At 61.2% G+C, this 20384-nt stretch carries 14 protein-coding genes; 7 read left to right on the top strand and 7 right to left on the bottom strand.

The features are described 5' to 3' along the window. Positions 1 to 2 precede the first annotated feature (2 nt). Both CW354_RS13270 and CW354_RS13265 read right to left on the bottom strand, forming a co-directional pair. Positions 3 to 1421: a DUF1501 domain-containing protein gene (locus CW354_RS13270; RefSeq protein WP_207764805.1), complete on the bottom strand. Its 1419-nt coding sequence runs from the start codon at positions 1419 to 1421 to the stop codon at positions 3 to 5. Positions 1422 to 1437: 16 nt separating this feature from the next. Beyond that, a complete protein-coding gene (locus CW354_RS13265) occupies positions 1438 to 2991 on the bottom strand; it encodes a DUF1800 domain-containing protein (RefSeq protein WP_207764804.1) in 1554 nt (517 codons plus the stop codon). Positions 2992 to 3772: 781 nt separating this feature from the next. Between CW354_RS13265 and CW354_RS13255 the strand changes: the two genes are divergently transcribed. The 4 genes from CW354_RS13255 (at position 3773) to CW354_RS13240 (ending at position 10491) form a co-directional block, all read left to right on the top strand. Beyond that, the gene (locus tag CW354_RS13255) at positions 3773 to 5932 is read left to right on the top strand and encodes a TonB-dependent receptor (protein WP_207764803.1); all 2160 of its coding nucleotides are present in this window, start codon (positions 3773 to 3775) and stop codon (positions 5930 to 5932) included. A gap of 194 nt (positions 5933 to 6126) precedes the next feature. Further along, on the top strand, positions 6127 to 6861 hold the full coding sequence (locus tag CW354_RS13250; protein ID WP_104830769.1) for an ABC transporter ATP-binding protein: 735 nt from the start codon (positions 6127 to 6129) through the stop codon (positions 6859 to 6861). Positions 6862 to 6866: 5 nt separating this feature from the next. Beyond that, positions 6867 to 9242 (top strand): ABC transporter permease, encoded by a 2376-nt coding sequence (locus tag CW354_RS13245; protein ID WP_104830768.1) that lies wholly within the window; start codon positions 6867 to 6869, stop codon positions 9240 to 9242. Positions 9243 to 9246: 4 nt separating this feature from the next. Continuing rightward, positions 9247 to 10491 (top strand): efflux RND transporter periplasmic adaptor subunit, encoded by a 1245-nt coding sequence (locus CW354_RS13240; RefSeq protein WP_207764801.1) that lies wholly within the window; start codon positions 9247 to 9249, stop codon positions 10489 to 10491. A gap of 9 nt (positions 10492 to 10500) precedes the next feature. Here CW354_RS13240 and CW354_RS13235 read toward each other — a convergent pair whose 3' ends face one another. Then, positions 10501 to 10959, bottom strand: coding sequence for a host attachment protein (locus tag CW354_RS13235; RefSeq protein WP_165793700.1), 459 nt, complete (start codon positions 10957 to 10959; stop codon positions 10501 to 10503). Between the two features lie 128 nt (positions 10960 to 11087). On the opposite strand from CW354_RS13235, the gene CW354_RS13230 reads away from it, so the two are divergent. Genes CW354_RS13230 through ppsA form a run of 3 tightly spaced genes read left to right on the top strand, consistent with a single transcriptional unit; the run spans position 11088 to position 15266 of the window. After that, entirely contained in the window at positions 11088 to 12173 is a 1086-nt protein-coding gene (locus CW354_RS13230) for a lysylphosphatidylglycerol synthase transmembrane domain-containing protein (protein WP_104830574.1), read from the top strand. Between the two features lie 55 nt (positions 12174 to 12228). Continuing rightward, positions 12229 to 12900 (top strand): phosphoribosyltransferase, encoded by a 672-nt coding sequence (locus tag CW354_RS13225; RefSeq protein ID WP_207764800.1) that lies wholly within the window; start codon positions 12229 to 12231, stop codon positions 12898 to 12900. Beyond that, positions 12897 to 15266, top strand: a complete 2370-nt coding sequence (ppsA, locus tag CW354_RS13220) for a phosphoenolpyruvate synthase (RefSeq protein ID WP_104830573.1) — start codon at positions 12897 to 12899, stop codon at positions 15264 to 15266. The genes CW354_RS13225 and ppsA overlap by 4 nt, the downstream gene beginning before the upstream one ends. Here ppsA and CW354_RS13215 read toward each other — a convergent pair. The 4 genes from CW354_RS13215 to CW354_RS13200 all read right to left on the bottom strand — a co-directional run bounded on the left by CW354_RS13215 (position 15263) and on the right by CW354_RS13200 (position 20235). Next, positions 15263 to 16132 carry a universal stress protein gene (locus CW354_RS13215; protein ID WP_165793699.1) on the bottom strand — a complete coding sequence of 290 codons (870 nt, stop codon included), beginning with the start codon at positions 16130 to 16132 and terminating at the stop codon, positions 15263 to 15265. The genes ppsA and CW354_RS13215 overlap by 4 nt on opposite strands. A gap of 88 nt (positions 16133 to 16220) precedes the next feature. Further along, positions 16221 to 17813 carry an MBL fold metallo-hydrolase gene (locus tag CW354_RS13210; protein WP_104830571.1) on the bottom strand — a complete coding sequence of 531 codons (1593 nt, stop codon included), beginning with the start codon at positions 17811 to 17813 and terminating at the stop codon, positions 16221 to 16223. Continuing rightward, positions 17813 to 18706, bottom strand: coding sequence for a ribose-phosphate diphosphokinase (locus CW354_RS13205; protein ID WP_207764799.1), 894 nt, complete (start codon positions 18704 to 18706; stop codon positions 17813 to 17815). The genes CW354_RS13210 and CW354_RS13205 overlap by 1 nt, the downstream gene beginning before the upstream one ends. Beyond that, the gene (locus CW354_RS13200) at positions 18703 to 20235 is read right to left on the bottom strand and encodes a thymidine phosphorylase family protein (protein WP_104830764.1); all 1533 of its coding nucleotides are present in this window, start codon (positions 20233 to 20235) and stop codon (positions 18703 to 18705) included. Before CW354_RS13200 ends, CW354_RS13205 begins: the two co-directional genes overlap by 4 nt. Positions 20236 to 20384: the final 149 nt, after the last annotated feature.

Raw genomic sequence — 20384 nt, 5'->3', positions numbered from 1 at the left:
CGTCAGATCGCTGCGCCGGTGAAAAGACCGATGTCTCTCGTCGAAAAATTGCTTAAGCCCGGCAGCGCGTCGTCGAGCTCCGTATCGTTGAGACCGAACCAGCGCCCGAACGTTGCGGCGAACTGGTCTACCGACGTCGTCGGAATGAGGCGGCCGTTGCCCGAGTCGTAAGCATGCTCGAGCACCGGCTCGGGGAAAGTCCCGTGCATGCGAGAGCCGGCGAGCCCGCCGCCCACGACGAGGTGATGCGCCCCCCAACCATGATCGGTTCCGTCACGATTGACGGTCAGCGTGCGTCCGAAATCCGACGCGGTGAAAGCCGTCACGTCGTTGCCGACGCCCATCTCCACGGTCGCGTCGTAAAAGGCGCGCATCGCAGAAGCGATCTCGCCATGACGGTTAGGAATAGAATTCGCCTGTCCAGAATGGCTGTCGAACCCGCCGATCCCGACAAAAAAGATCTGGCGATTGACGCCCAGCACGGCGCGCTGCGCGATAACGCGCGCAACCACCTGAAGCTGTTGACCGAGGTAGTTCTGCGGGAAAACCGTCGCAAAAGGCGCCGGCGCCTCGAACGATTCGGCCAGCGTGCGGTTGGCGTCGATGGATCTGTTGACGGCGCTTGCGTAATCGCGCTGCAGAAGATTGGAAAGCGTTTCGTTTTGCGCGCGCAGATGCGATTCATAAAGCGCGGGCAAGGCGTCGGAAGAAAGATAGTTGTCATCGTCGATGCCGCGTATGACGGCGGGACCGTTGGAGCCGACCTCGAACTGGCCCGCCAGCTGACCGGACAGAAACACCTGGTTGCCGGAAGTCGAGACGACGGTGAAAGTCGAATCCTGATTGGCGTTGGCCTCAAGCATGACATCGGCGAGACGCCCGCCCCAGCCGAAACGCGCGCCTTCAGGCTGCGAAGCCATCCAGACCGACTGCTGGTCGTTATGGGAAAACAGGCGCGGCGGCAGCGGCGCCGACCGGTTTTGGTAATCGTCGCGCGTGACCGGAACCACAAGAGGCCCGACATTCGAGACGATCGAACAGGCGTTCTCGTCCATCAGTTCATGCAAAGGACCGAGTTCCGGCGGCAGCGCGAACTGGCGCCCGCCGAAATCCGACGCATTCGCAAGCGTCATCGGCAAAAGGCGGTCGCGCGCGCGCGTGGAGCCGCCCTCAAGATCGTCATACCTATTGAACAAAGAACTGCGAATATCGGCATAACGATTGTAATTGGTCGTATCGTAGGGGATCACCGTATCGTGGCAGTCCATCCCGCCGAACAAAAACACGCATACGAGGGCGCGATAGCCGCCTGTTTGCGCTGCAAAGGCGTTGAAACGCGCAAGGTCGAGCGCAAAGCCGGCGCCGCCGGTCATGGAAAGCGCCGCCGCCGTTTTCAGAAAATGCCGTCTTGAGGGATTCATTGTCCCGCCCCTTCGCTTAACGCTGCACGATGTAGTCGGCGGACGTCATCATCATGAGGATGGCCGCTTCCACACGATTTTCCTGATCGCCCTGAATGGAGTTCACCGCCTGGATAATGCGACTGCGGCTTTCATCTCTGAGCGTTCCGTAAGTCAGAATGCGGTCGAGATGATCGACCAGCGCTGCGGCGTCGTCCGCAAGCGCGATCTCCGCAGAGTAATCCGGCACATAGGTTTCATCGGAAACATTCTGGAGGATGAAGCCTTCCATGAAGTTGGCGTAACCGGTGATGCTCGAGCCCGTCGTGATCTGAAGCTCCGGCGCGACGAGCCCCGCCGCCGCCGTTTCAGAGCCCGGCAGCACGAATCCCGGCCGGTAAAAGTTGAACACGGAAGGAGAGCGGTAAGCCTGCTGGGCGAGCCGCGACGGCGCCGAGGTGTTGCGCAGGATTTCGGCGCCGTCCGTATCTGTTTCATCGACCCCGAAAGCGCGCGCCCAATGGGTGAAGCGTAAAACCGGCTCGCGCAGCTTGCCGAAATTCGGATCGGTCATGTTGTCCGGATCGCGCGCTTCCGGATCGAGAAGGATCGCCGCCACGACGGCGCGCATGTCGCCGCGCGCGCCGTTTCCGACCCGGCTTCCATCCGGCAGCTCGAACCGGCCTCTGCGGAAGGCCGCCGCCACGCGGCCGACATAGCCGCGGCTCGGATTGCTGGTCACCAGGCGCTGAATGAGCTGGCGTGAAATGAAAGGCGGCGTGTTTGGGTGATTGTAAAGCGCATCAAGCGCAATGGCGATGCTCTGATCGCCCGGCGTATTGGGCGGGATCGTCGTGCCGAGAAAGCTTTTGGCCTTTGGCGAATGCTGCTCTTCGAACATGACGAGCGGCAGATATTCGGACTCGAGCGTTTGCGCGTCGCCGAGAAAATAGCCGCGCTCGGCCCAGCTAAGCCCGGTGAAAACCTTGGCCAGCTCCGTCACATCGTCATTGGTGTAGGTTTCAATGGGATCGCCTGAGCCGTCGAGGCGCACTTCGCCGTCCGGCTCAAGCTCCAGAAGGCCGATGGTGAAAAGCTGCATGACTTCGCGGGCGTAGTTTTCGTCGGGGACGACTTCGCCTTCTTCATCGGCTTTCTGGTTTTGCAGATAGGTCAGGAAGATCGCCATGGCGGGGCTGTAGGTGACGTTCTCCAGCGTCTGGCGGAAATTGCCGAAAGCGCCTGCAGACATGATGTCCATATAGTTCGCCATCGCCACCGGATGATCGGCGAGCTGGGAGTCGGTGAAAGACGCCACGAAAATTTGCGACAGCGAATACCCGACGCGCTGGCGCAACTGATCGTCGCTCAGGATCGCGCGGGTCCAGAACGCTTCGGCAAGCGCATCCGGACCGACATCCACGCCAGAAGCCTCCGCAATGAGAACGTCCTGCAGGATCGACTCCTGAGGCTTGTCGAATTCCGCTTTAAGCCAGGCCGACACGCCCGACGCGGCGAGCGCGTCGATATCGTCTTCAGAAGGGCCGAACGTCGCCTGCGACAGAAATCGCGAAGCCTCCTCCGTCGTCATCGCGCTCGACGCCGGAGGCGGCGCAGATGTTTCCGGCGGCGCCTCGCTCTCATCGCCGGACCCGGAACATGCAGACAAAAGAAGAAACGCCGCTGAACACACGGCGCCTATCCGCGTCATTTTGTAAGGACCACGCACACGCATCATCTCGCCCAATACCTGCCTTCGCTTGAGGAAATAGGCGGCGCGCCGGTAAGAGGACGTATAAAAGCGCCGGACAATTTGACTTAATCTGTACTCCGGGCGGTCCAGAACGCTGAATGTGCGCAGTCGGTGCGCAGCCTTACAAAAAAGATAAGTTGAGCTTTAAAAATTTTGCAGCGCGCGACGGCCTGTCGGCGTCTTCAAGCCGCCCAAAACGCATGCCGGAGATTGGCGAGGTTGAAACAATTCGGTCAACCGTGTGCGCTCTTCATAAGGCTGGTCCGCCGATCGCGCCCGCGGATTTCCTCGGCGGCTTTTACGACTTAAAGCTGTGCGCGGAATTTTGATTCTCGCTTCAAACGCGAATGGCGTCAGCCCCGCTGCGGCGGGGCCGGTTTTGTTTGATGCGTCGCATCAGCAAAGGCGCAGCGCCTCTAAACATTTTTCGTTTTATCGCCATCAGAGGATCAAAACTGTTGATCCGCCCTGCAGATGAAGGCATAGGCGTCAGCTATTGTTTTACCTTTAAGGTTCATTGATTGTGTCGCATCGTTCACCGATTCTCACTTTACTGATTAGTTTTTCTCTTTCTTGTTCCGGCCCCGCTTCAGCCTTCAACAAACCGGACGAACTCGTCGTGACGGCGACGCGCCGGGCGCAGCGGCTTGAAGACATTCCCGCAAGCGTTAATGTGATCACAGGCGCGCGTCTGAACGCAGCCGAGACGCTGAACGGCGCGGAAGACGCGACGCGTTATCTTTCCGGCGTCGAAGCGGCCGTGGCCAACGGCTCGCAGATCGCTTTTCAGATCCGCGGCATCGGCGCCGTCGACCATCAGGCGCTGACGCCCACCGCCGCCGCTGTTTACGCCGACGGCGTATTCCTCGCCACGAATGTGCAGACGAGCCTTTTCCTTTACGACCTCGACCGCATCGAAGTGCTGAAAGGCCCGCAAGGAACCCTTTACGGGCGCAACGCCTCATCCGGCGCCATCAACTTTCTCACCGCCCGTCCCTCGCAGGATCAGCACTCTTATTTGCGCGCCTCTTATGGCCGTTTCGACCGGATCGATCTCGCCGGCGCCGTTGGAACGGTGTTGACGGACCGGCTCTCGGCGCGCATCGCCGGGCGCTATCTTTCCGAAGAGCCGACGCTCGACAACGTCCAAAGCGATCCCGCGATTCCCAGGGGACCTGAGGACGCAGGCGGCGTGCGCGACGAATTCGGCCTGCGCGCTTCATTGCTTTACGAACTCGACGACGACGCCGCGCTCCTCTTGCGCGGCCACTACGAAGAAGACAACGGCGTCAACGCGACGCCCTTGAATGACAGCCTCGATCTCGGCAAACATGAAATTTCCTCCGAAGGCGACGGCGTTCAGAATACGGACAACGCCTTCTTCGGCGCATCTTTGGAAGGAACGGCGCAGCTGAGCCGCTGGTCGCTTTATTCGCTTACAGCCTTTGAAGGCTATACCCAAGATTACGGGTTCGACTTTGACGGAACGCCTGCGCCTTTCGGCGTTCCCAGTCTCAACGCCAATCTTCATTACGACCGGGATTTCCGCCAAGTAAGCGAGGAGCTGCGCGCGCAAACCGAAATCGGCCGGGTGAATCTTTTGATCGGCGCCCATGGCGCCTGGGAGGACTTTTCCCAGGATTATCTCATCTGGTGCGGCCAATTGGATCCCGACACGCTGCTCGGAACCTGTCCTTATGTCGGCGCTGCGGGCCGCGTCGGCCCGGCCCCCGCCTCGCCCGGCACAGCGCTGTCTCTTCTCACGCATATCGAACAGACGCGGGAGACCTTCGCGCTGTTCACCCATAACGACATCGCGCTTGACGAGCGCCTGACGCTGACGCTTGGGGGACGCTACACGTATGAAAACATCGAGGGCGACGGCTACGGCCTTCATTTCTTCGATGACGGCGCGCAAGGCTTCAACAATCGCGACAGCCTCGGCCCCGCCATTGGCGAAAACCGCATCGAGGAAAACCGTTTCACCGGCAACGCCGCTTTGCGTTACGCGTTCAGCGACGAAACATCCGTCTACGCCTCTTTTTCCAGCGGTTATAAAAGCGGCGGCTTTAACGGCGAGGTCCAGAACAATGCAGCGCACTGGAGCGATGAAGGCCTCTTCGGCGCGGAAACGGTGAAGGCTTACGAACTCGGCCTCAAAACCCGCGCAGGCGATGATTTCGCCTTCAATGCGGCGTTGTTCTTTCAAGATTATAACGATCCGCAGGCGCGCATCTTCGTCGACTTCCCCCTGCCGGATGGCGGGCGCATCATTTCGAACTCGCTTTCCAATCTCGACGCCGCCGTTTCTTACGGTTTCGACGCCGATGGAAGCTGGTCGCCGGCGCGCGGGCTCGATCTCGCCGCAAGTTTCACCTGGCTCGCAACCGAGATAAATCAGGAAAGCGACGCCGCCGGCAACGCCGCGCTTTTCGACGGCAATCCCCTGCCCTTTGCGCCGGAACTCTCGGGAACCGTTTCCGCACGCTATGAATGGCGCCTTGCACAACAGATGCGCGCGGCCGTCCAGGCCAACGCCAAAGCCAAAAGCGCTTTCTATCTCGACGCGGAGGGGCTCGCCGCCCGCCGCCAGGGCGCCTATGCGACGCTGGATGCAAGCGCGACGCTCTATCTCGATGCAGTCGGCCTCGAATTGTCGCTCTGGGGCCGCAATCTGACCGACCGGGACGTCGCCGTCTCCGGCTACGGGTTTATCGGCTACAACACCTTCCGCTCCGCGCCCTTGAGCTATGGCGTATCGGCGCAGCTGTCATTTTAACGGCCGCAGGACTGCTTAAATCGCGCATATATTTCAGAAGCTTAACCCCGCCTCGGCATGATGGCGGGCTGAGCCCGACGGTGTTTTCAAAATCAGCCGGTTTCCCTCGGCCCCGCCCTTGATCTAGATGAAAATTGTTAAGCGGCGGAATGCTATCATCGCTCGGCCCGCAATCGAAGGAAGCTCTCTCCAGCATGTCCGAAAGCGTCGCAAAGGCTAAAACGGCGGAGCTCGCCTTTCGCACCTCGGACTTGTCGAAAGTCTATGGCGAAGGCCCGGCGGCGGTGCACGCCTTGCGCGGCGTCAACCTGGAAATCCCGGCTGGCGAGCTCGTCGTCCTGCTCGGACCGTCGGGCAGCGGCAAGTCCACCCTTTTGAACATTCTCGGCGGCATCGACCGGGCTTCGAGCGGGCGCGCCTTTTTTCAAGGCGATGAACTTACCGCGATGACCGACCGGCAGCTCACCGCCTATCGCCGCCGCCATGTGGGCTTCGTTTTCCAGTTCTACAATCTGATGCCGAGTCTGACCGCGCTTGAAAATGTCGATCTCGTGGCGGAGATCGCCACGGACCCCATGCCCACCATGGACGCGCTTGACCTCGTCGGCCTGAAACCGCGCGCCACGCATTTTCCGTCGGAACTGTCCGGCGGCGAGCAGCAGCGCGTCGCCATCGCTCGCGCCATCGCCAAGAACCCCACGGTTCTCTTCTGCGACGAGCCCACCGGCGCCCTCGACAGCAAAACCGGGGTCGGGGTGTTGAAAGCGCTGCAGGAAGTCAATACGCGCCTCGGCACGACCACCCTGATTATCACTCATGCGGCGGCGACGGCCGCGATGGCAGACCGCGTCATCCATTTCGCCGACGGTCAGATCCGCGAAGTGATCGAAAACGATCACAAAGTCTCCCCTGACGAAATCAGCTGGTGATCTTCATGTTCGCTTTCGCCAGCATCCTCGACCGGAAACTCCTGCGCGATCTCTGGCGCATCAAGGGCCAGGCGGCGGCGATCGTTTTCGTCATCGCCGCCGGGATTTCGCTCTTCGTCATGTCGCACGGCATGATGATCTCTCTCGACGAGACCATGCGCGCCTATTATGAGCGCTACCGCTTCGCCGACATGTATGCGCCGGCCAAACGCGCGCCCGACTACATCATCGAGGAGCTGAGCGCCCTCGCCGGCGTCAACGATGTGGAGGGGCGGATCAGCGGCGGCGGGCTCGTCACGCTGCCGGACGAGTCGGCGCCGATCAGCGCGCGCGTTCTCTCCTTCGATCCGGAAGCCGTCTCGCCCATCAACGGCGTTCACCTGTCCGAAGGGCGGATGATCTCGCCCACGCGCAACGACGAAATCCTGCTTTTGAAATCCTTCGCCGACGCGCATGAGCTGAAGCCCGGCGACAGTCTTTCCGTCACCATGAACGGCGTGCGCCATAAATTCACCATCGCCGGGCTCGCCCTGTCGCCGGAATTCATTTACGCGCTGCCGCCCGGCGAGTTTGTCGTCGACAACGGGCGTTTCGCCGCCCTCTGGCTCAATGAAGACGCGATGGAGGCCGCCTACGATCTCGACGGCGCTTTCAACGAAGCGGTGCTGACCTTTTCTCCGTACGCCAATGAAGACTTTCTCATCACCGAACTCGACCGCATTCTGGCGCCTTACGGCGCGACAGGCGCCTATTCGCGCGCCGACCAGATCTCGAACAAGTTTCTCGTCGAAGAGCTGGCGCAGCTCAAAACCATGGGCCGCGTCATGCCGCCCATTTTTGTCGCCGTGTCGATCTTTCTGCTTAACATCGTGGTCACGCGGCTCGTTCAGACCGAGCGCGAACAGATCGGCCTCATCAAGGCGTTCGGCTATTCGAACCGCGATGTCGCCGTGCATTATCTGAAATTCGTGCTCGCCATTGCGCTGGGCGGCGCGCTTGTGGGCTGGGGCGGCGGCGTCTGGCTCGGGCGCATGATCGGAGAAATCTACCGGCTCTATTTTCATTTCCCCTTTCTTGTTTTCATCGCGGATTTTTCGACGCTCGGAATCGCGCTCGCCATCAGCGCGCTTTCGGCTGCGGCCGGCGCCTTTTTCGCCGTGCGCTCGGCCGTCGTTCTGACGCCCGCCGTCGCCATGCGTCCGCCGGCGCCGCCGAAATTCGCCAGCGGCAATGGCGTCTTAAAGGCCGTCAGCCGGCTCCTCGACCAGCCGAGCCGGATGATCCTGCGCCGTCTTTCGCGAGAGCCGGCCCGCGCCCTGCTGACCGCTTTCGGAATCGGCGCGGCCATGGGGCTGTCCGTGATGATGCGCTTCAATGTGAACGCCACGGACTACATGCTCGACGTCAGTTTCAACGTTATCGACCGCAGCGACGTCTTTGTCAGCTTCGTCGAGCCTTTATCGGATAAGACCATTCTCGAACTCGAAAGCATCGACGGCGTCACGCTGGTCGAGCCGGTCCGGTCGACGCCGGTGATGTTCAAACATGACCGGATCGAATATCTCGGGAGCATCACGGGACTTCCCGAAGACGCCGCGCTCAACCGCGCCGTCGATTCAGACCTGCAGGATGTGGACATCACCGGCAATGGCGTTGTCCTGTCGGAACAGCTGGCGGAAATTCTCAATATCGCGCCGGGCGATACGCTGACGGTGGAGGTGCGCGAAGGCCGCCGGCCGACCCTCGACATTCCCGTGACCGGCATTGTGGAAGCGCTGATCGGCACGCCCGCCTATATGGACATGGATGCGCTCAACCGGCAGCTGAAAGAACCGAACCGCGTCTCCGGCGCCTATCTCAAAATCGATCCGCGCATGCGCCAGGCGGTCTACAACGAGATCAAGGCGATCCCGAAAGTCGCCGGCGTCAGCTTGAGACGCGAGGCCTATGAGAATTTCCAAAAAATGATCGACGAAGGTCCCGGCGTCTTCCGCTATATCATGACGGTGTTCTCCATCGTGATTGCGGCGGGGGTCGTCTATAACAGCGCGCGCATCGCCTATATCGAACGCGAACGCGATCTTGCAAGCCTGCGCGTTCTCGGTTTCACCAAGATCGAAACAGGCTATGTCCTGTTGGGAGAGCTGGGGACGCTGGCGATCATTGCGTTGCCAATCGGCTCTGCGCTCGGCTATCTGATCTGGTCTTATATGGCGACGGCGATGTCAACGGATCTTTACCAAATCCCTGTGATCTATAAGGAGGACGGGCTTGGCTATGCGGCCATTATCGTGCTTCTGGCGACGGCTTTCGCCGGCGCCTTCATCCAGCGGGACGTGTCAAAGATCGACATGGCGAGCGCATTGAAAACCCGGGATTGAGTTGATGGCGAAGATGATGAAAGGACTGAAATCGCGCTCGACGGTCATCGCCGCCGCTATCGTGGTTGTCGGCGCGTTCATGCTTTACGCGTTCTGGCCCCGGGCGCTCGCGGTCGACATCGATGAGGCGGCGCGCGGGCCCATGATGGTCACCATCGATGAAGAAGCCAAAACCCGGGTGCGCGACGCCTATGTCGTCTCCGCGCCGGTGTCCGGCCGGCTTCTGCGCGTCGAAGTCGAACCGGGCGACGAAGTCACGGAAAACGAAACCGTCATTGCGCGGCTGACGCCCACCACGCCCTCCGTTCTCGATGTGCGCACCGAGGAACAGGCGCGGGCCGCCGTCGAAGCCGCCGAAGCCGCATTGACGCTCGCAAGAGCCGATGTGCGCCGCGCCGACGCTGACGCCGATTATGCAAGGGCGGAGCTTGAACGCACGCGCAAGCTGCGCGAGACCAACACCGTCGCCGAAGCCGCGCTCGACCGGGCGGAACGCGCCGCGCGGTCGGCCGAGGCCGCGCTCGACACGGCGCGCGCCGCCGTCTCCATGCGCCAGGCCGATCTCGACAACGCCCGCGCCATGTTGATGACGCCGGAAGAAGCGGACGCAAAAGCGGCCGGAACCAATCCGCACCCGCAAACTTCACTGCCCTTACGGGCGCCGATTTCGGGCCGCATCCTGCGCGTCATGCAGGAAAGCGAAACCGTCCTCGCCGCCGGCACGCCGATCCTCGAAATCGGCGATCCCCTGGGCGACCTTGAAATCGTTGCAGAGCTCCTCTCGACGGATGCGGTGAAAGTCTCGCCCGGCGACCGCGTCATCATCGACAAATGGGGCGGCGCCGACCCGCTCGAAGGCCGGGTCGAAAAGATCGAGCCCTGGGGTTTTACCAAATATTCCGCGCTCGGCGTCGAGGAGCAGCGCGTCAACGCCGTCATCCAATTCGCCGGCGCAGAAGACGCGCGCCAGCGGCTCGGTCACGGCTTTCGCGTCGAAGTGAAAATCGTCATCTGGGAGGACGAGGCGGCGCTGACCATTCCATCGAGCGCCGTCTTCCGCAGCGGCGATCGGTGGTCGGCCTTTACGGTCCAGAACGGTAAAGCGCGCCTGCGCACGATCGAGATCGGCCGCAATAACGGCGTCGCCGTCGAAGTCCAAAGCGGCCTCGACGAAGGCGACGCAATCATTCTCTATCCGGGCAACCGCGTCACCGACGGCGCGCGCGTCAAACAGCGGGCGCTGGAATAGAGGCGCGCCTCACCAGTGCTCGAGCTTTTCGACGAAATAAGCGTGCAGCTCGCGCTCTGTTTCATTGGTCAGATCCTTGTCGTAAACGCCGATCACTTTCGCCGTCACGTCGGGATGCAGCTTTTTGCGCAAGTACCCCAGCGCCGAAGGCGGCGCGACGATCACAAGCTGATCGTAGCGCGTTTGTTTCGCCGCCTCGGCGAGATCGCCCGCGCGGGCGGCCAGAAACGCCTCGCCGGCCTTGTCGTGTTCGGACCGGCCTTCCATGGTGAAAGGCTCGCCCGTGCCGATGGTACGCCCGCGCGGCGGGCGGTCGCGTTCAAGCTCGCGCGACGGCGTTCGGGCGTCCTCATCAGCCCATTCTTCAATCACCCGCCAGCCGCCCTGGTGGGGGCCGTTGCTTTCGATGATCCGCGCTTTCGCGCTGTCCGCAATCAGGAACCAGGTCGTGCGCTTTGGAATTTTCATGGGACCGCCTTTTTTGTTGAGGCTTATTAACCACGCCCGCGCCATCCTATGACGCTGATCATAAACCTATAGTTTTCATATGGGTGCGATAGAGTAAAGAGCAAACCCAGCGCCGGGAGCACGCCCCTGTGGACGATCACAGAAACAAGACAAAAGAAATGAAGGAGCCCTCGGCGGCGTCTTTTTGGGGCCCGCCGGCGTCCATGCGGCGGCGCAGACTCTGGTATGTTCCCCTGCTCATCGGGCTTTCCGCGCTCGCTGCGCTTATTCTCTTCATCGCGCATTTAAGCGACATCACCGGCTTCGCGCGGCAGGCGGCGAACGCCAAGGCGGGACCGATGTTCGCGGCCGTGGCGACGCAAGCGGCGCCTTATCTTCTGAGCGCGCTTGTCTGGCTTATGTTTCTGCGCCGCGCGGCAACGCCGATGACGCTTTCCTCCCTCGTGCCGCTTTCCTTCGCCAAACTCTTCGCCGATCAGGCGCTGCCTACGGGCGGGCTTTCGGGCGCTGCGTTTTTCCTCTTCGCTCTCACCCGCCGCGGCGTTCCCGACAAGATCGCGTTCCGCACTTTCACGTTCACCACAACGGCCTATTTTCTCGCTTTCTTGATCGCCGCGATTGTCAGCCTCGCCATGCTGTCGCTTGCCGAAAAGGCGCCGCCCGCTCTTTCCGCGAGCGTTTCGGCTTTCGCCGCAATCTTCCTTTTTCTGACCATCGCCGTTGCGCTCATTATTCTTTACAAACCGACATTCTCGCCCTCTTTCATCCGTGAGCATCGCTTCGCCGCCAAAGCGGCGGAGTTCGCCGGCGCGGCCGTTCACGACATTCGCTACATGCCGAGCCTTTTCACCAAGCTCGCCTTCATCCTCTTGGCCTCGCGCGCCATAGACGGGCTGACGCTGATGCTGATTTCAGAGGCGATCGGCGCGCCCATTTCGCTGTGGACCGGTTTTGTCGCCGTCGCCATCGCATCTATCGCTGCGACCATCGGCCCCGCCCCCATGGGACTCGGCACCTTCGAGGCGGGCATGATCGCAAGCCTCACCGTCTTCGGCGCAGGCGTCGAGGACGCGCTGACGGCGACGCTCATCTATCGCGGGCTGACCCTGTGGCTGCCGCTACTGCCCGGCTTTATCATCATTCAGCGGGAGTTTTTGCAGGCGCGAGAGGCGGCCGGGCCGGCGGAAGGCCAATCTGACCAGAATCAAACTTGAAACCCGGCGGCGCTATAAGAATATAAAGACAAGCGGGCGAAAAGGAGCTCATCTCTTGTTCACGGATCGCCGTGAGGGCGGAATGAAGCTGGCGGACAAGCTGCTTGCTTTTGCTGATGCGAAGCCGGTGGTCTACGCCCTGCCGCGCGGCGGGCTGCCCGTCGCCGAAGAAGCCGCGAAAAGACTGCATGCGCCGCTCGACATCATTCTCGTGCGCAAGCTTGGCGCGCCCGGCCATGAAGAGCTCGCCATCGGCGCCATTGTCGACGGGGCCGCGCCGGTGACGATCCTGCATAAAGACATTATCGCCGAACTCGGCGTTTCCGAAGCTTATATCGAGAAGACGAAAAAGGCGGCGCTTGAAGAAATCGAACGCCGACGCGCGCTTTACATGAAAGACAGACCGCCCGTTTCGCCGAAAGACCGCACGGTCATCATCGTCGATGACGGGCTCGCCACGGGCGCGACCATGGAAGCGGCGGCGACGGCTATGCGCAAGGCGGGCGCGGCGAAAATCGTCGTTGCGGTTCCCGTGGCGCCGGAAGAAGCGGTCCGCGACCTTGCGAAAATCGCCGACGAAGTCATCGCGGTCGCAACCCCCTCTCCGTTCTGGTCCGTCGGCGGCTGGTACCAGTCCTTCCCGCAACTTACCGATGACGACGTTGTTGAAACGCTGGCGCGCCATCACGCGCAAACGCCCTCAAACGAAGACAGGAACACGCCATGACCGACTATATCGCCTGGTTTTCCGAACTTGAGAGAGGCGACGTTGCGCGCGTCGGCGGCAAGAACGCCTCGCTCGGCGAGCTCGTTCAGAACATGGCCGCCGCGGGCGTGCGCGTGCCCAACGGGTTCGCCGTCACCGCCGGTGCCTATCGCGCTTTTCTCGAAGCAAACGCGCTCGAAGACAAACTCTCCCGCGAACTGGCGCGCTATGAAAAGGACCAGGACAGCCTCGCCGAAGTCGGAAAGACGGTGCGCAACTTAATGCTGCAAGGCGAGATGCCGGGCGATCTCGCCGAGGCCATTCTCGCCGCTTATCACAAGCTCGCCGACGGTGACGCGACGCCCAGCGTCGCCGCGCGCTCGAGCGCCACGGCGGAAGACCTGCCCGAAGCGAGCTTCGCCGGCCAGCTTGAAACCTTTCTCAATGTGCGCGGGGACGACGCCCTCATCGACGCCTGCCGCAAATGTTTCGCCTCGCTCTACACCGACCGCGCCATCAGCTATCGCCGCAATCACGGCTTCGGCCAGCTCGACGTCGCGGTGTCCGTCGGCGTGCAGCGCATGGTGCGCTCCGACAAGGCCTCGTCCGGCGTCATGTTTTCGCTGGACACCGACAGCGGCTTTCCGGATGTGGTGCTGATCAACGGCGCCTGGGGGCTTGGCGAAACCGTCGTGCAGGGCATGGTCGATCCGGACGAGTTCGAAATTTTCAAGCCCTTGCTGGACAAGGACAAGCTTACGCCGATCCTGCGCAAGAAATGCGGCGCCAAGGAGCAAAAACTCATTTACGCCGAAGACGGCGAGCGCCCGGTGGCGCTGAAAGAAACGTCCGATAAAGAACGCCGCAGCCTTGTCCTCGATGATGAGGAGCTTTTGATTCTCGCCCGCTGGGCGGCGCGCATCGAGGATCATTACGGCCAACCCATGGACATGGAATGGGCGAAGGACGGCGAGACAGGCGAGCTCTTCATTGTGCAGGCCCGCCCCGAAACCGTGCAATCTCGGCACGCGGCGGGCGCGCTCAAGACCTATCGTTTGAAATCCAAAGGCAAGCGCCTGCTCGACGGCGCGGCGATCGGCGACGCCATCGCCCGCGGCAAGGTCTGCCGCTTGAAAAGCGCCGAGAACATCGCCGATTTCGAGGACGGCGCAGTGCTCGTCACCGAAATGACAGACCCCGACTGGGCGCCGATCATGAAAAAGGCGGCGGCCATCGTCACCGATCATGGCGGGCGCACGAGCCACGCCGCAATCGTCAGCCGCGAGCTCGGCCTGCCCGCGATTGTCGGCGCCGGCAACGCCACCGCGCTCCTCAAAAGCGGCCAGGAGGTGACCGTCTCCTGCGCCGAAGGCGAGACAGGCTATGTCTATGACGGCCTGCTCGATTTCGAGGAGCAAGAGCTCGACCTTTCGGCGACGCCTGAAACGCAAACGCATGTGATGCTCAACATGGCGAATCCATCGGCCGCTTTTCGCTGGTGGCGCCTGCCGAGCGACGGCGTCGGCCTTGCGCGGACCGAATTCATCATCAATGACTTCATCAAGATCCATCCGCTCGCCCTCGCCCGTTTCGAAACGCTCGAAGACAAAGACACGCGCCGCGAAATTGAATCCCTCACCGAAGGCTTTGAGAACAAGGAAGACTATTTCACCGAGCATCTGGCGCGCGGCGTGGCGCGCATCGCCGCCGCGCATTACCCGAATCCGGTGATTGTGCGTCTCAGCGATTTCAAAACCAATGAATATGCAAGCCTTATCGGCGGCAGGACGTTCGAACCGGAAGAAGACAATCCGATGATCGGCTGGCGCGGGGCGAGCCGCTATTATCACGAGGATTACCGCGACGGCTTTGCGCTCGAATGCAAAGCCATGCGCAAGGCGCGTGAAGAGCTCGGCCTTGCCAACATCAAGCTGATGATCCCGTTCTGCCGGACTCTCGCCGAAGCGGACAAGGTGATCGAGGAAATGGCGCGCCATGGCCTGAAGCGCGGGCAAAGCGGCCTTGACATCTATGTGATGGCGGAAATCCCGTCGAACATCGTGCTCGCCGATGCGTTCGCGGACCGCTTTGACGGCTTTTCCATCGGTTCCAACGATTTGACGCAGCTAACGCTCGGCATCGATCGCGACAGCGGCAGGCTGCGCCCGCTTTTCGACGAGCGCAATGACGCGGTGAAAGACCTGATCGCAGAGCTGATCAAAAAGGCGCGCGCCAAAGACGTTCCTGTCGGCATCTGCGGGCAGGCGCCGAGCGACTATCCGGAATTCGCGGGCTTTCTTGTCGAGAAAGGGATCACGTCGATTTCCGTGAACCCCGACAGTTTTCTTAAAGTGAAAGAGACCGTCGCTAAAGCTGAAAAAAGCTAGTGCACCATGAAGACGGGCATTTTCGCCTCGTGGATCATATGACGGGTGAAACCGCCCAGCACCGCTTCGCGCCAGCGGCTGTGTGAATAAGCGCCCATCACCAGAAGGTCGGGCTTGCCTTCCCGGATTTCCGCATCGAGCCGCTCCGTCGCGTTTTCATTGCCGGTGACTTCAATTTCGTTTGCTACGGCGCCGGCGCCATGCAGCCGCAGATAAGCGGTGATGTCATCGGTGTTGATGAAGGGCTCGCCGGTCCGGCGCACGCTGACCACATTCACGGTTTCCGCCCCTTGTAAAAAAGGCAGTGCGGCGGCGACAGCCCGGGCCGCTTCCTGGCTGCCGTTCCACGCGACGGAGATTTTCTCCAGCGGGTCGGGCAAACCGGTTTCGGGGCACATCAACACCGGCCGGCCGGTCTGAAACAACAGGCTTTCGGCGATGCTTTCCTCCATTGGCGAGGCGTCATCGCCCGCCGCCGCCACAACGGACATGTCGAACGCTGTCGCCAGACGCGCATAATCGGTCAGAAGATCTCCTTCTCCATCGGTCCAGGACGCGGTGACGCCATGATCATCTTTATGCTCTTCAAGCGCCATGACGCTAACGCCGCTTTCATCGCACAGCGCCGAAAAAATCCCTTTCAGCTTTTCGGCGAGCGCGTCTTCGGCCTTTTGCAGGCCTTCGGTGAATTCTGTCGAAACCCCGCCCAGCGGAAAATAGACATTGGTGGGCGGCAGCGGCCGGCTGCGCATATGCACGGCGGAAATATGCGCCTTGCCTTCTTTCGCCAGCGCAATAGCTGTGCGAAACGCCGTTTCCGCCGACTTCTCTTCAAAGAACGGAACAAATATCGATTTCAACGCCATGTCGCTCTCCATTGCTGCAGCGAGAGTAGCCAGCCGGCGGCGCACGCCGATTGACAGAGATCAAGTAAAGCCTCTTGTGGCGGCGATCTTACTCATTTTCGAGGGCGCGCCGCAAACGTCTCAAAATGACATTGCGCGAGCGCTCGTCCGCCGCCCCCTCCAGGGCGTCGCGAATGTCGAGGGAAAGCTGGGCGAGATCGTTGTGCCAGTCGAGATCGACCACGTCTTTATGGGCGAGGCGGCGCGGACCGGCGCGCATGGCGAGACCGTCATGACCGAGAAGATCGACCTCGTCGTCAAGACGGGGGATCATCACCCGGTCCTCATCGAAACCGGCGGCGATGAGGCGGTCGCGCAGAGCCGTTGAGCCTTCCATTTCGCCATGGGTGAGAAAGACGCCGCGTGTCACCGGCTTGCGCGCCATCATCCAGTCGAAAAGCCCGTCGGCGTCTACATGGCCGGAGTAAAAGTCGATGGATTGAATATGCGCGTTGACGAGAATTTCCTCACCTTGAATGCGCACCGATCTCGCGCCGGATTCAAGGATCGAGCCCAGCGTGCCCGGCGCCTGGTAGCCGGTGAGCAACACCGTGTTCTTTTCGTCCCAGAGACGGCGTTTCAGATGATGGCGAATCCGGCCCGCATCGCACATGCCGCTCGCGGCGATGATGATGACGCCGTTTTCATAATTGTTAATCGCCTTGCTTTCGTCGACGCTGGCCGTGAAATGAAAAGCGGGATTGTCAAACAAATCGCCGTCCTCGCCCAGATCCTCAAGTTCGTCCGCATGACGCTTAAAAGCCCCGGTCGCCTTGATCGCCAGCGGCGAGTCGAGGAAGACAAGGCTTTCCTTGATTTTGTCGTGGCGCATCAACGAGGACAGGTCCGCCAGCAATTCCTGGGTGCGTTCGACGCTGAAAGCGGGAATGACGAGCACCCCGCCGCGGCCCATGGCTTTATTGACGATGCCGCCCAGCAAGTCGCGCCGTTTTTTCGGCGGCAAGGACGGGCGCTTGCGCGCGCCATAGGTCGACTCGCAAATGACATAGTCGAGATTGCTCGGCGCGTCCGGGTCGGGATGAAACAGCTTGTGTTCAGGTCCGATATCGCCGGAGAACAGCATGCGCATGACCCGCTCATCGCTGTCGCCCGTTTCGATCTCGATTTCAATGGACGCCGCGCCGAGAATGTGCCCCGCATTCCAGAACCGCGCACGCACGCCCGGCCCCGGCTCGAACCAGCGCTGATAATCCTTTGCAATGATTTTTTTCGCCGCGGCTTCGCCGTCTTCGCTCGTATAGATCGGGTCCACCGGATCGCGTCCGCGCTGCGCGTTGCGGCGGTTCAGATACGAGACCTCCATTTCCTGAATATAGCCGCTGTCCGGCAGCATGAATTGAAGGAGATCTTTCGTGCCGTCGGTCGCAAAGGCCTTGCCGTGAAAACCGTTTCCCATGAGCTTCGGCACAAGCCCGCTGTGATCGATATGCGCATGGGTGATGAGGAGAAAATCGGCCTTGTCCGCCGGAAACGGGAAGTCGCCATAGTTCAGCTCTTTTAAAGTCTTCGAGCCCTGAAACATGCCGCAATCCACAATGAAGGCGCCTTTGTCATGTTCGATCCAGTAACACGAGCCGGTGACGGTCCCCGCCGCGCCGCAAAACTTCATGCGCATGCTCATCAGCGGCGCTCCTCTTTCAACGCATTCGCCAAAAGCGGCGCAACAAATACAGCGTTCGTCCGATGGGCGACGCTGTCTGTGGAGCGCACCCGCTCTATGCCCGCATCACGCATAGTCTCTTCATCCCTTTCTTTAAAAAACGCATGAACGACTGCAGCTTCGATGCGGCCGGCCCCCTTCAATTGCAACAGCCGCGCCGCCGCCGCCAGGGTCGCGCCGGTGGAGGCGATATCGTCCACAAGAAAGATACGCTTGCCTTTAACATCCGCGTCGTCCGGCAAGGAAATCTCGACATCGCGGTCGCCGCTGCGGTTTTTCTGCAGCACGATGAAAGGCGCGCCGGTCGCTTTCGCCACCGCGGCCGTCCAGGCGCGCGATTCCGCATCGGGGCCCACAAGCAAAACGCCAGCCGGGGCGCCGTCCGATGCGATCATCTGCGCCAACAGCTCGGCGCCGGAGAGCGCCGCCGTTTCGGTTCCCGGCATGACGTCGCCAAGATTTTTCACACGATGAAGATGCGGCTCGATGGTGACGACGCGGTCGAACCACCCTGCGAGAAGCGCGCCGATGAAGCGCTGCGCCACCGCTTCGCCTGTATGGAAAGCCTTGTCCTGGCGCATATAGCAAAGATAAGGCGCAACAAGCACAAGCCGTTTGGCGCCGAGATCGCGGAAAGCCGAAACGGCGAGCCCAAGCTCAACAAGCTTTTGATTGGGGCGATCGAGCGAGCAATAAAGGATGACCGTTTCCGCCGCGCCCGGCGCGCGCACCAGGCTCTCACCGTCTGGAAAAGCATGAACGCCGATTTCCGAAAGCGGCAGGCCGGTTTCCCTCTCAAGCCGGCGGGCGGGCGCGACGTCGTCCGGCATGGCGGCGATCATCAGCTTCATCATGTGTGAACGCTCTTTCGCACCGGCGCGCCGTCGACCGTGACGCCGGAATGTTCATGCGCCATCGCCTTGGCGAATTCGAAGTCGGAGGAGAAACAGGAATGGATGCGATAAAGCGCATCGCCCTTTTTCACAGGATCGCCCATTTTTTTAAACAGATCGATGCCGGCGCCTTTGTCCATGGGCGCCCCGGCGAGGCGGGCGATGCGCGCAATCCGGAAACAGTCCATCGCCGCAACAACGCCTTCATGGGTGGCGATGATCTCCGCCGTCAGCTCCCCGGCGCAGGCCGGTTTATCGGCGCGGCCTTGCGCGTCGATAATGCGCTCCATGGCGGCGAGCGCCTTGCCGGAATCGAGAAGCTCCTGCGCGCGCTTGCGTCCCATGCCGCCACGCAAGTCCGGATCGAAATCCAGAACGCGCCCGGCGAGTAAAAGCGCCCGCGCGCGCAAATCCGCCGGCGCATGAGCTTCGTTGTTCAAAACCGCCATGACGTCGCGCGCTTCGAGCACGGGGCCGATGCCCCGGCCCACCGGCTGCGCGCCATCCGTGAAGACGACATCGATGACAAGACCGATCTCGGCGCTCACATATTCCATAAGCTTGCGCAGGCGCACCGCCTCACTCTGTGAGCGGACTTTCGCCGTCGGTCCCATGGGAATGTCGAGCACGATATGAGTCGAGCCCGCCGCGAGTTTTTTCGATAAAATGGACGCCACCATCTGTTCGCGAGTGTCGATGGAAAGCGGACGCTCCACCGTAATGAGAACATCGTCAGCGGGCGACAAATTGACGTGACCGCCCCAGGCGAGACAGGCGTGTTCGCGTTCCACGACGTCTTTCATCTCGTCAATGGAAAGCGCCACATTGGCGAGCACCTCCATGGTGTCGGCCGTGCCGCTCGGCGAGGTGATAGCGCGCGAGGAAGTTTTCGGCATGGTGAGGCCGTGCGCCGCGACGATCGGCGCCACAATCATCGACGTGCGGTTGCCCGGTATGCCGCCAATGCAATGCTTGTCGACGACGAGCGGCGCGTCCCAGTCGATCTGCGCGCCCGAAGCGGCCATGGCGCGGGTCATCGCCAGGACTTCATCGGTAGTGGTGAAACTCGCCGCCGCAATCAGATAGGCGGCGATCTCCATAGGCGAATAGCGGTGCGCGGCGATGTCGTTGATGATCGCCTTGATCTCGTCAGGGCTCATCACTTCGCCGGCGATCTTGCGGCGTACGGCGTCGAGACTGCGCGGCGGCGTCGCCTGTTCAATCTCAACGGCTGCGCCCTCGGGAGCGCCAAGCCGGCGGAACGCCTGCACCCCGAGGCCAAGCTCGTCCGGCGCGGTAATCGCGTGATCGTCAGTGATGGAAAGGGTCGCAAGCAGGCTTTTGCCGCCGCTTGTGACTTCGATCTTTTTCAGCGCGCGAAACTCTTCCGGGCGATAAACCGCGCACTGCCGTGACAGAAACACTGTGTTTTCGGGCTCGGTGTCGATCGCCACGCGTTTGATTTTAAGATGACCGTCCGGCGCGGGCATGTTCGGCCTTTGTTTCACTTCCCGCTTATCATTGCGGAGCATCCGTTTAAGCGGTTTTAACGGGAAACGAAACGCCTGTCGTCCGCCCAAGACAAGGCCGCGGCTCGATCTTAAAGTTGTTTTCGGGAAAAAGAGCGACCCTCGCGGCT

The organism is Hyphococcus luteus (assembly GCF_002943565.1).
GTDB lineage: Bacteria > Pseudomonadota > Alphaproteobacteria > Caulobacterales > Parvularculaceae > Hyphococcus > Hyphococcus luteus.
The sequence above is the reverse complement of the archived record's forward strand: the minus strand, read 5'-3'. Positions and strand labels throughout refer to the sequence as shown.

Coding starts and splice junctions, on each gene's coding strand:
- CW354_RS13215 (WP_165793699.1), bottom strand. CDS start 16,132: ATGGCGTTGAAATCGATATTTGTTCCGTTCTTTGAAGAGAAGTCGGCG.
- CW354_RS13245 (WP_104830768.1), top strand. CDS start 6,867: ATGTTCGCTTTCGCCAGCATCCTCGACCGGAAACTCCTGCGCGATCTC.
- CW354_RS13200 (WP_104830764.1), bottom strand. CDS start 20,235: ATGCCCGCGCCGGACGGTCATCTTAAAATCAAACGCGTGGCGATCGAC.
- CW354_RS13205 (WP_207764799.1), bottom strand. CDS start 18,706: ATGATGAAGCTGATGATCGCCGCCATGCCGGACGACGTCGCGCCCGCC.
- ppsA (WP_104830573.1), top strand. CDS start 12,897: ATGACCGACTATATCGCCTGGTTTTCCGAACTTGAGAGAGGCGACGTT.
- CW354_RS13270 (WP_207764805.1), bottom strand. CDS start 1,421: ATGAATCCCTCAAGACGGCATTTTCTGAAAACGGCGGCGGCGCTTTCC.
- CW354_RS13240 (WP_207764801.1), top strand. CDS start 9,247: ATGGCGAAGATGATGAAAGGACTGAAATCGCGCTCGACGGTCATCGCC.
- CW354_RS13250 (WP_104830769.1), top strand. CDS start 6,127: ATGTCCGAAAGCGTCGCAAAGGCTAAAACGGCGGAGCTCGCCTTTCGC.
- CW354_RS13235 (WP_165793700.1), bottom strand. CDS start 10,959: ATGAAAATTCCAAAGCGCACGACCTGGTTCCTGATTGCGGACAGCGCG.
- CW354_RS13265 (WP_207764804.1), bottom strand. CDS start 2,991: ATGACGACGGAGGAGGCTTCGCGATTTCTGTCGCAGGCGACGTTCGGC.
- CW354_RS13210 (WP_104830571.1), bottom strand. CDS start 17,813: ATGAGCATGCGCATGAAGTTTTGCGGCGCGGCGGGGACCGTCACCGGC.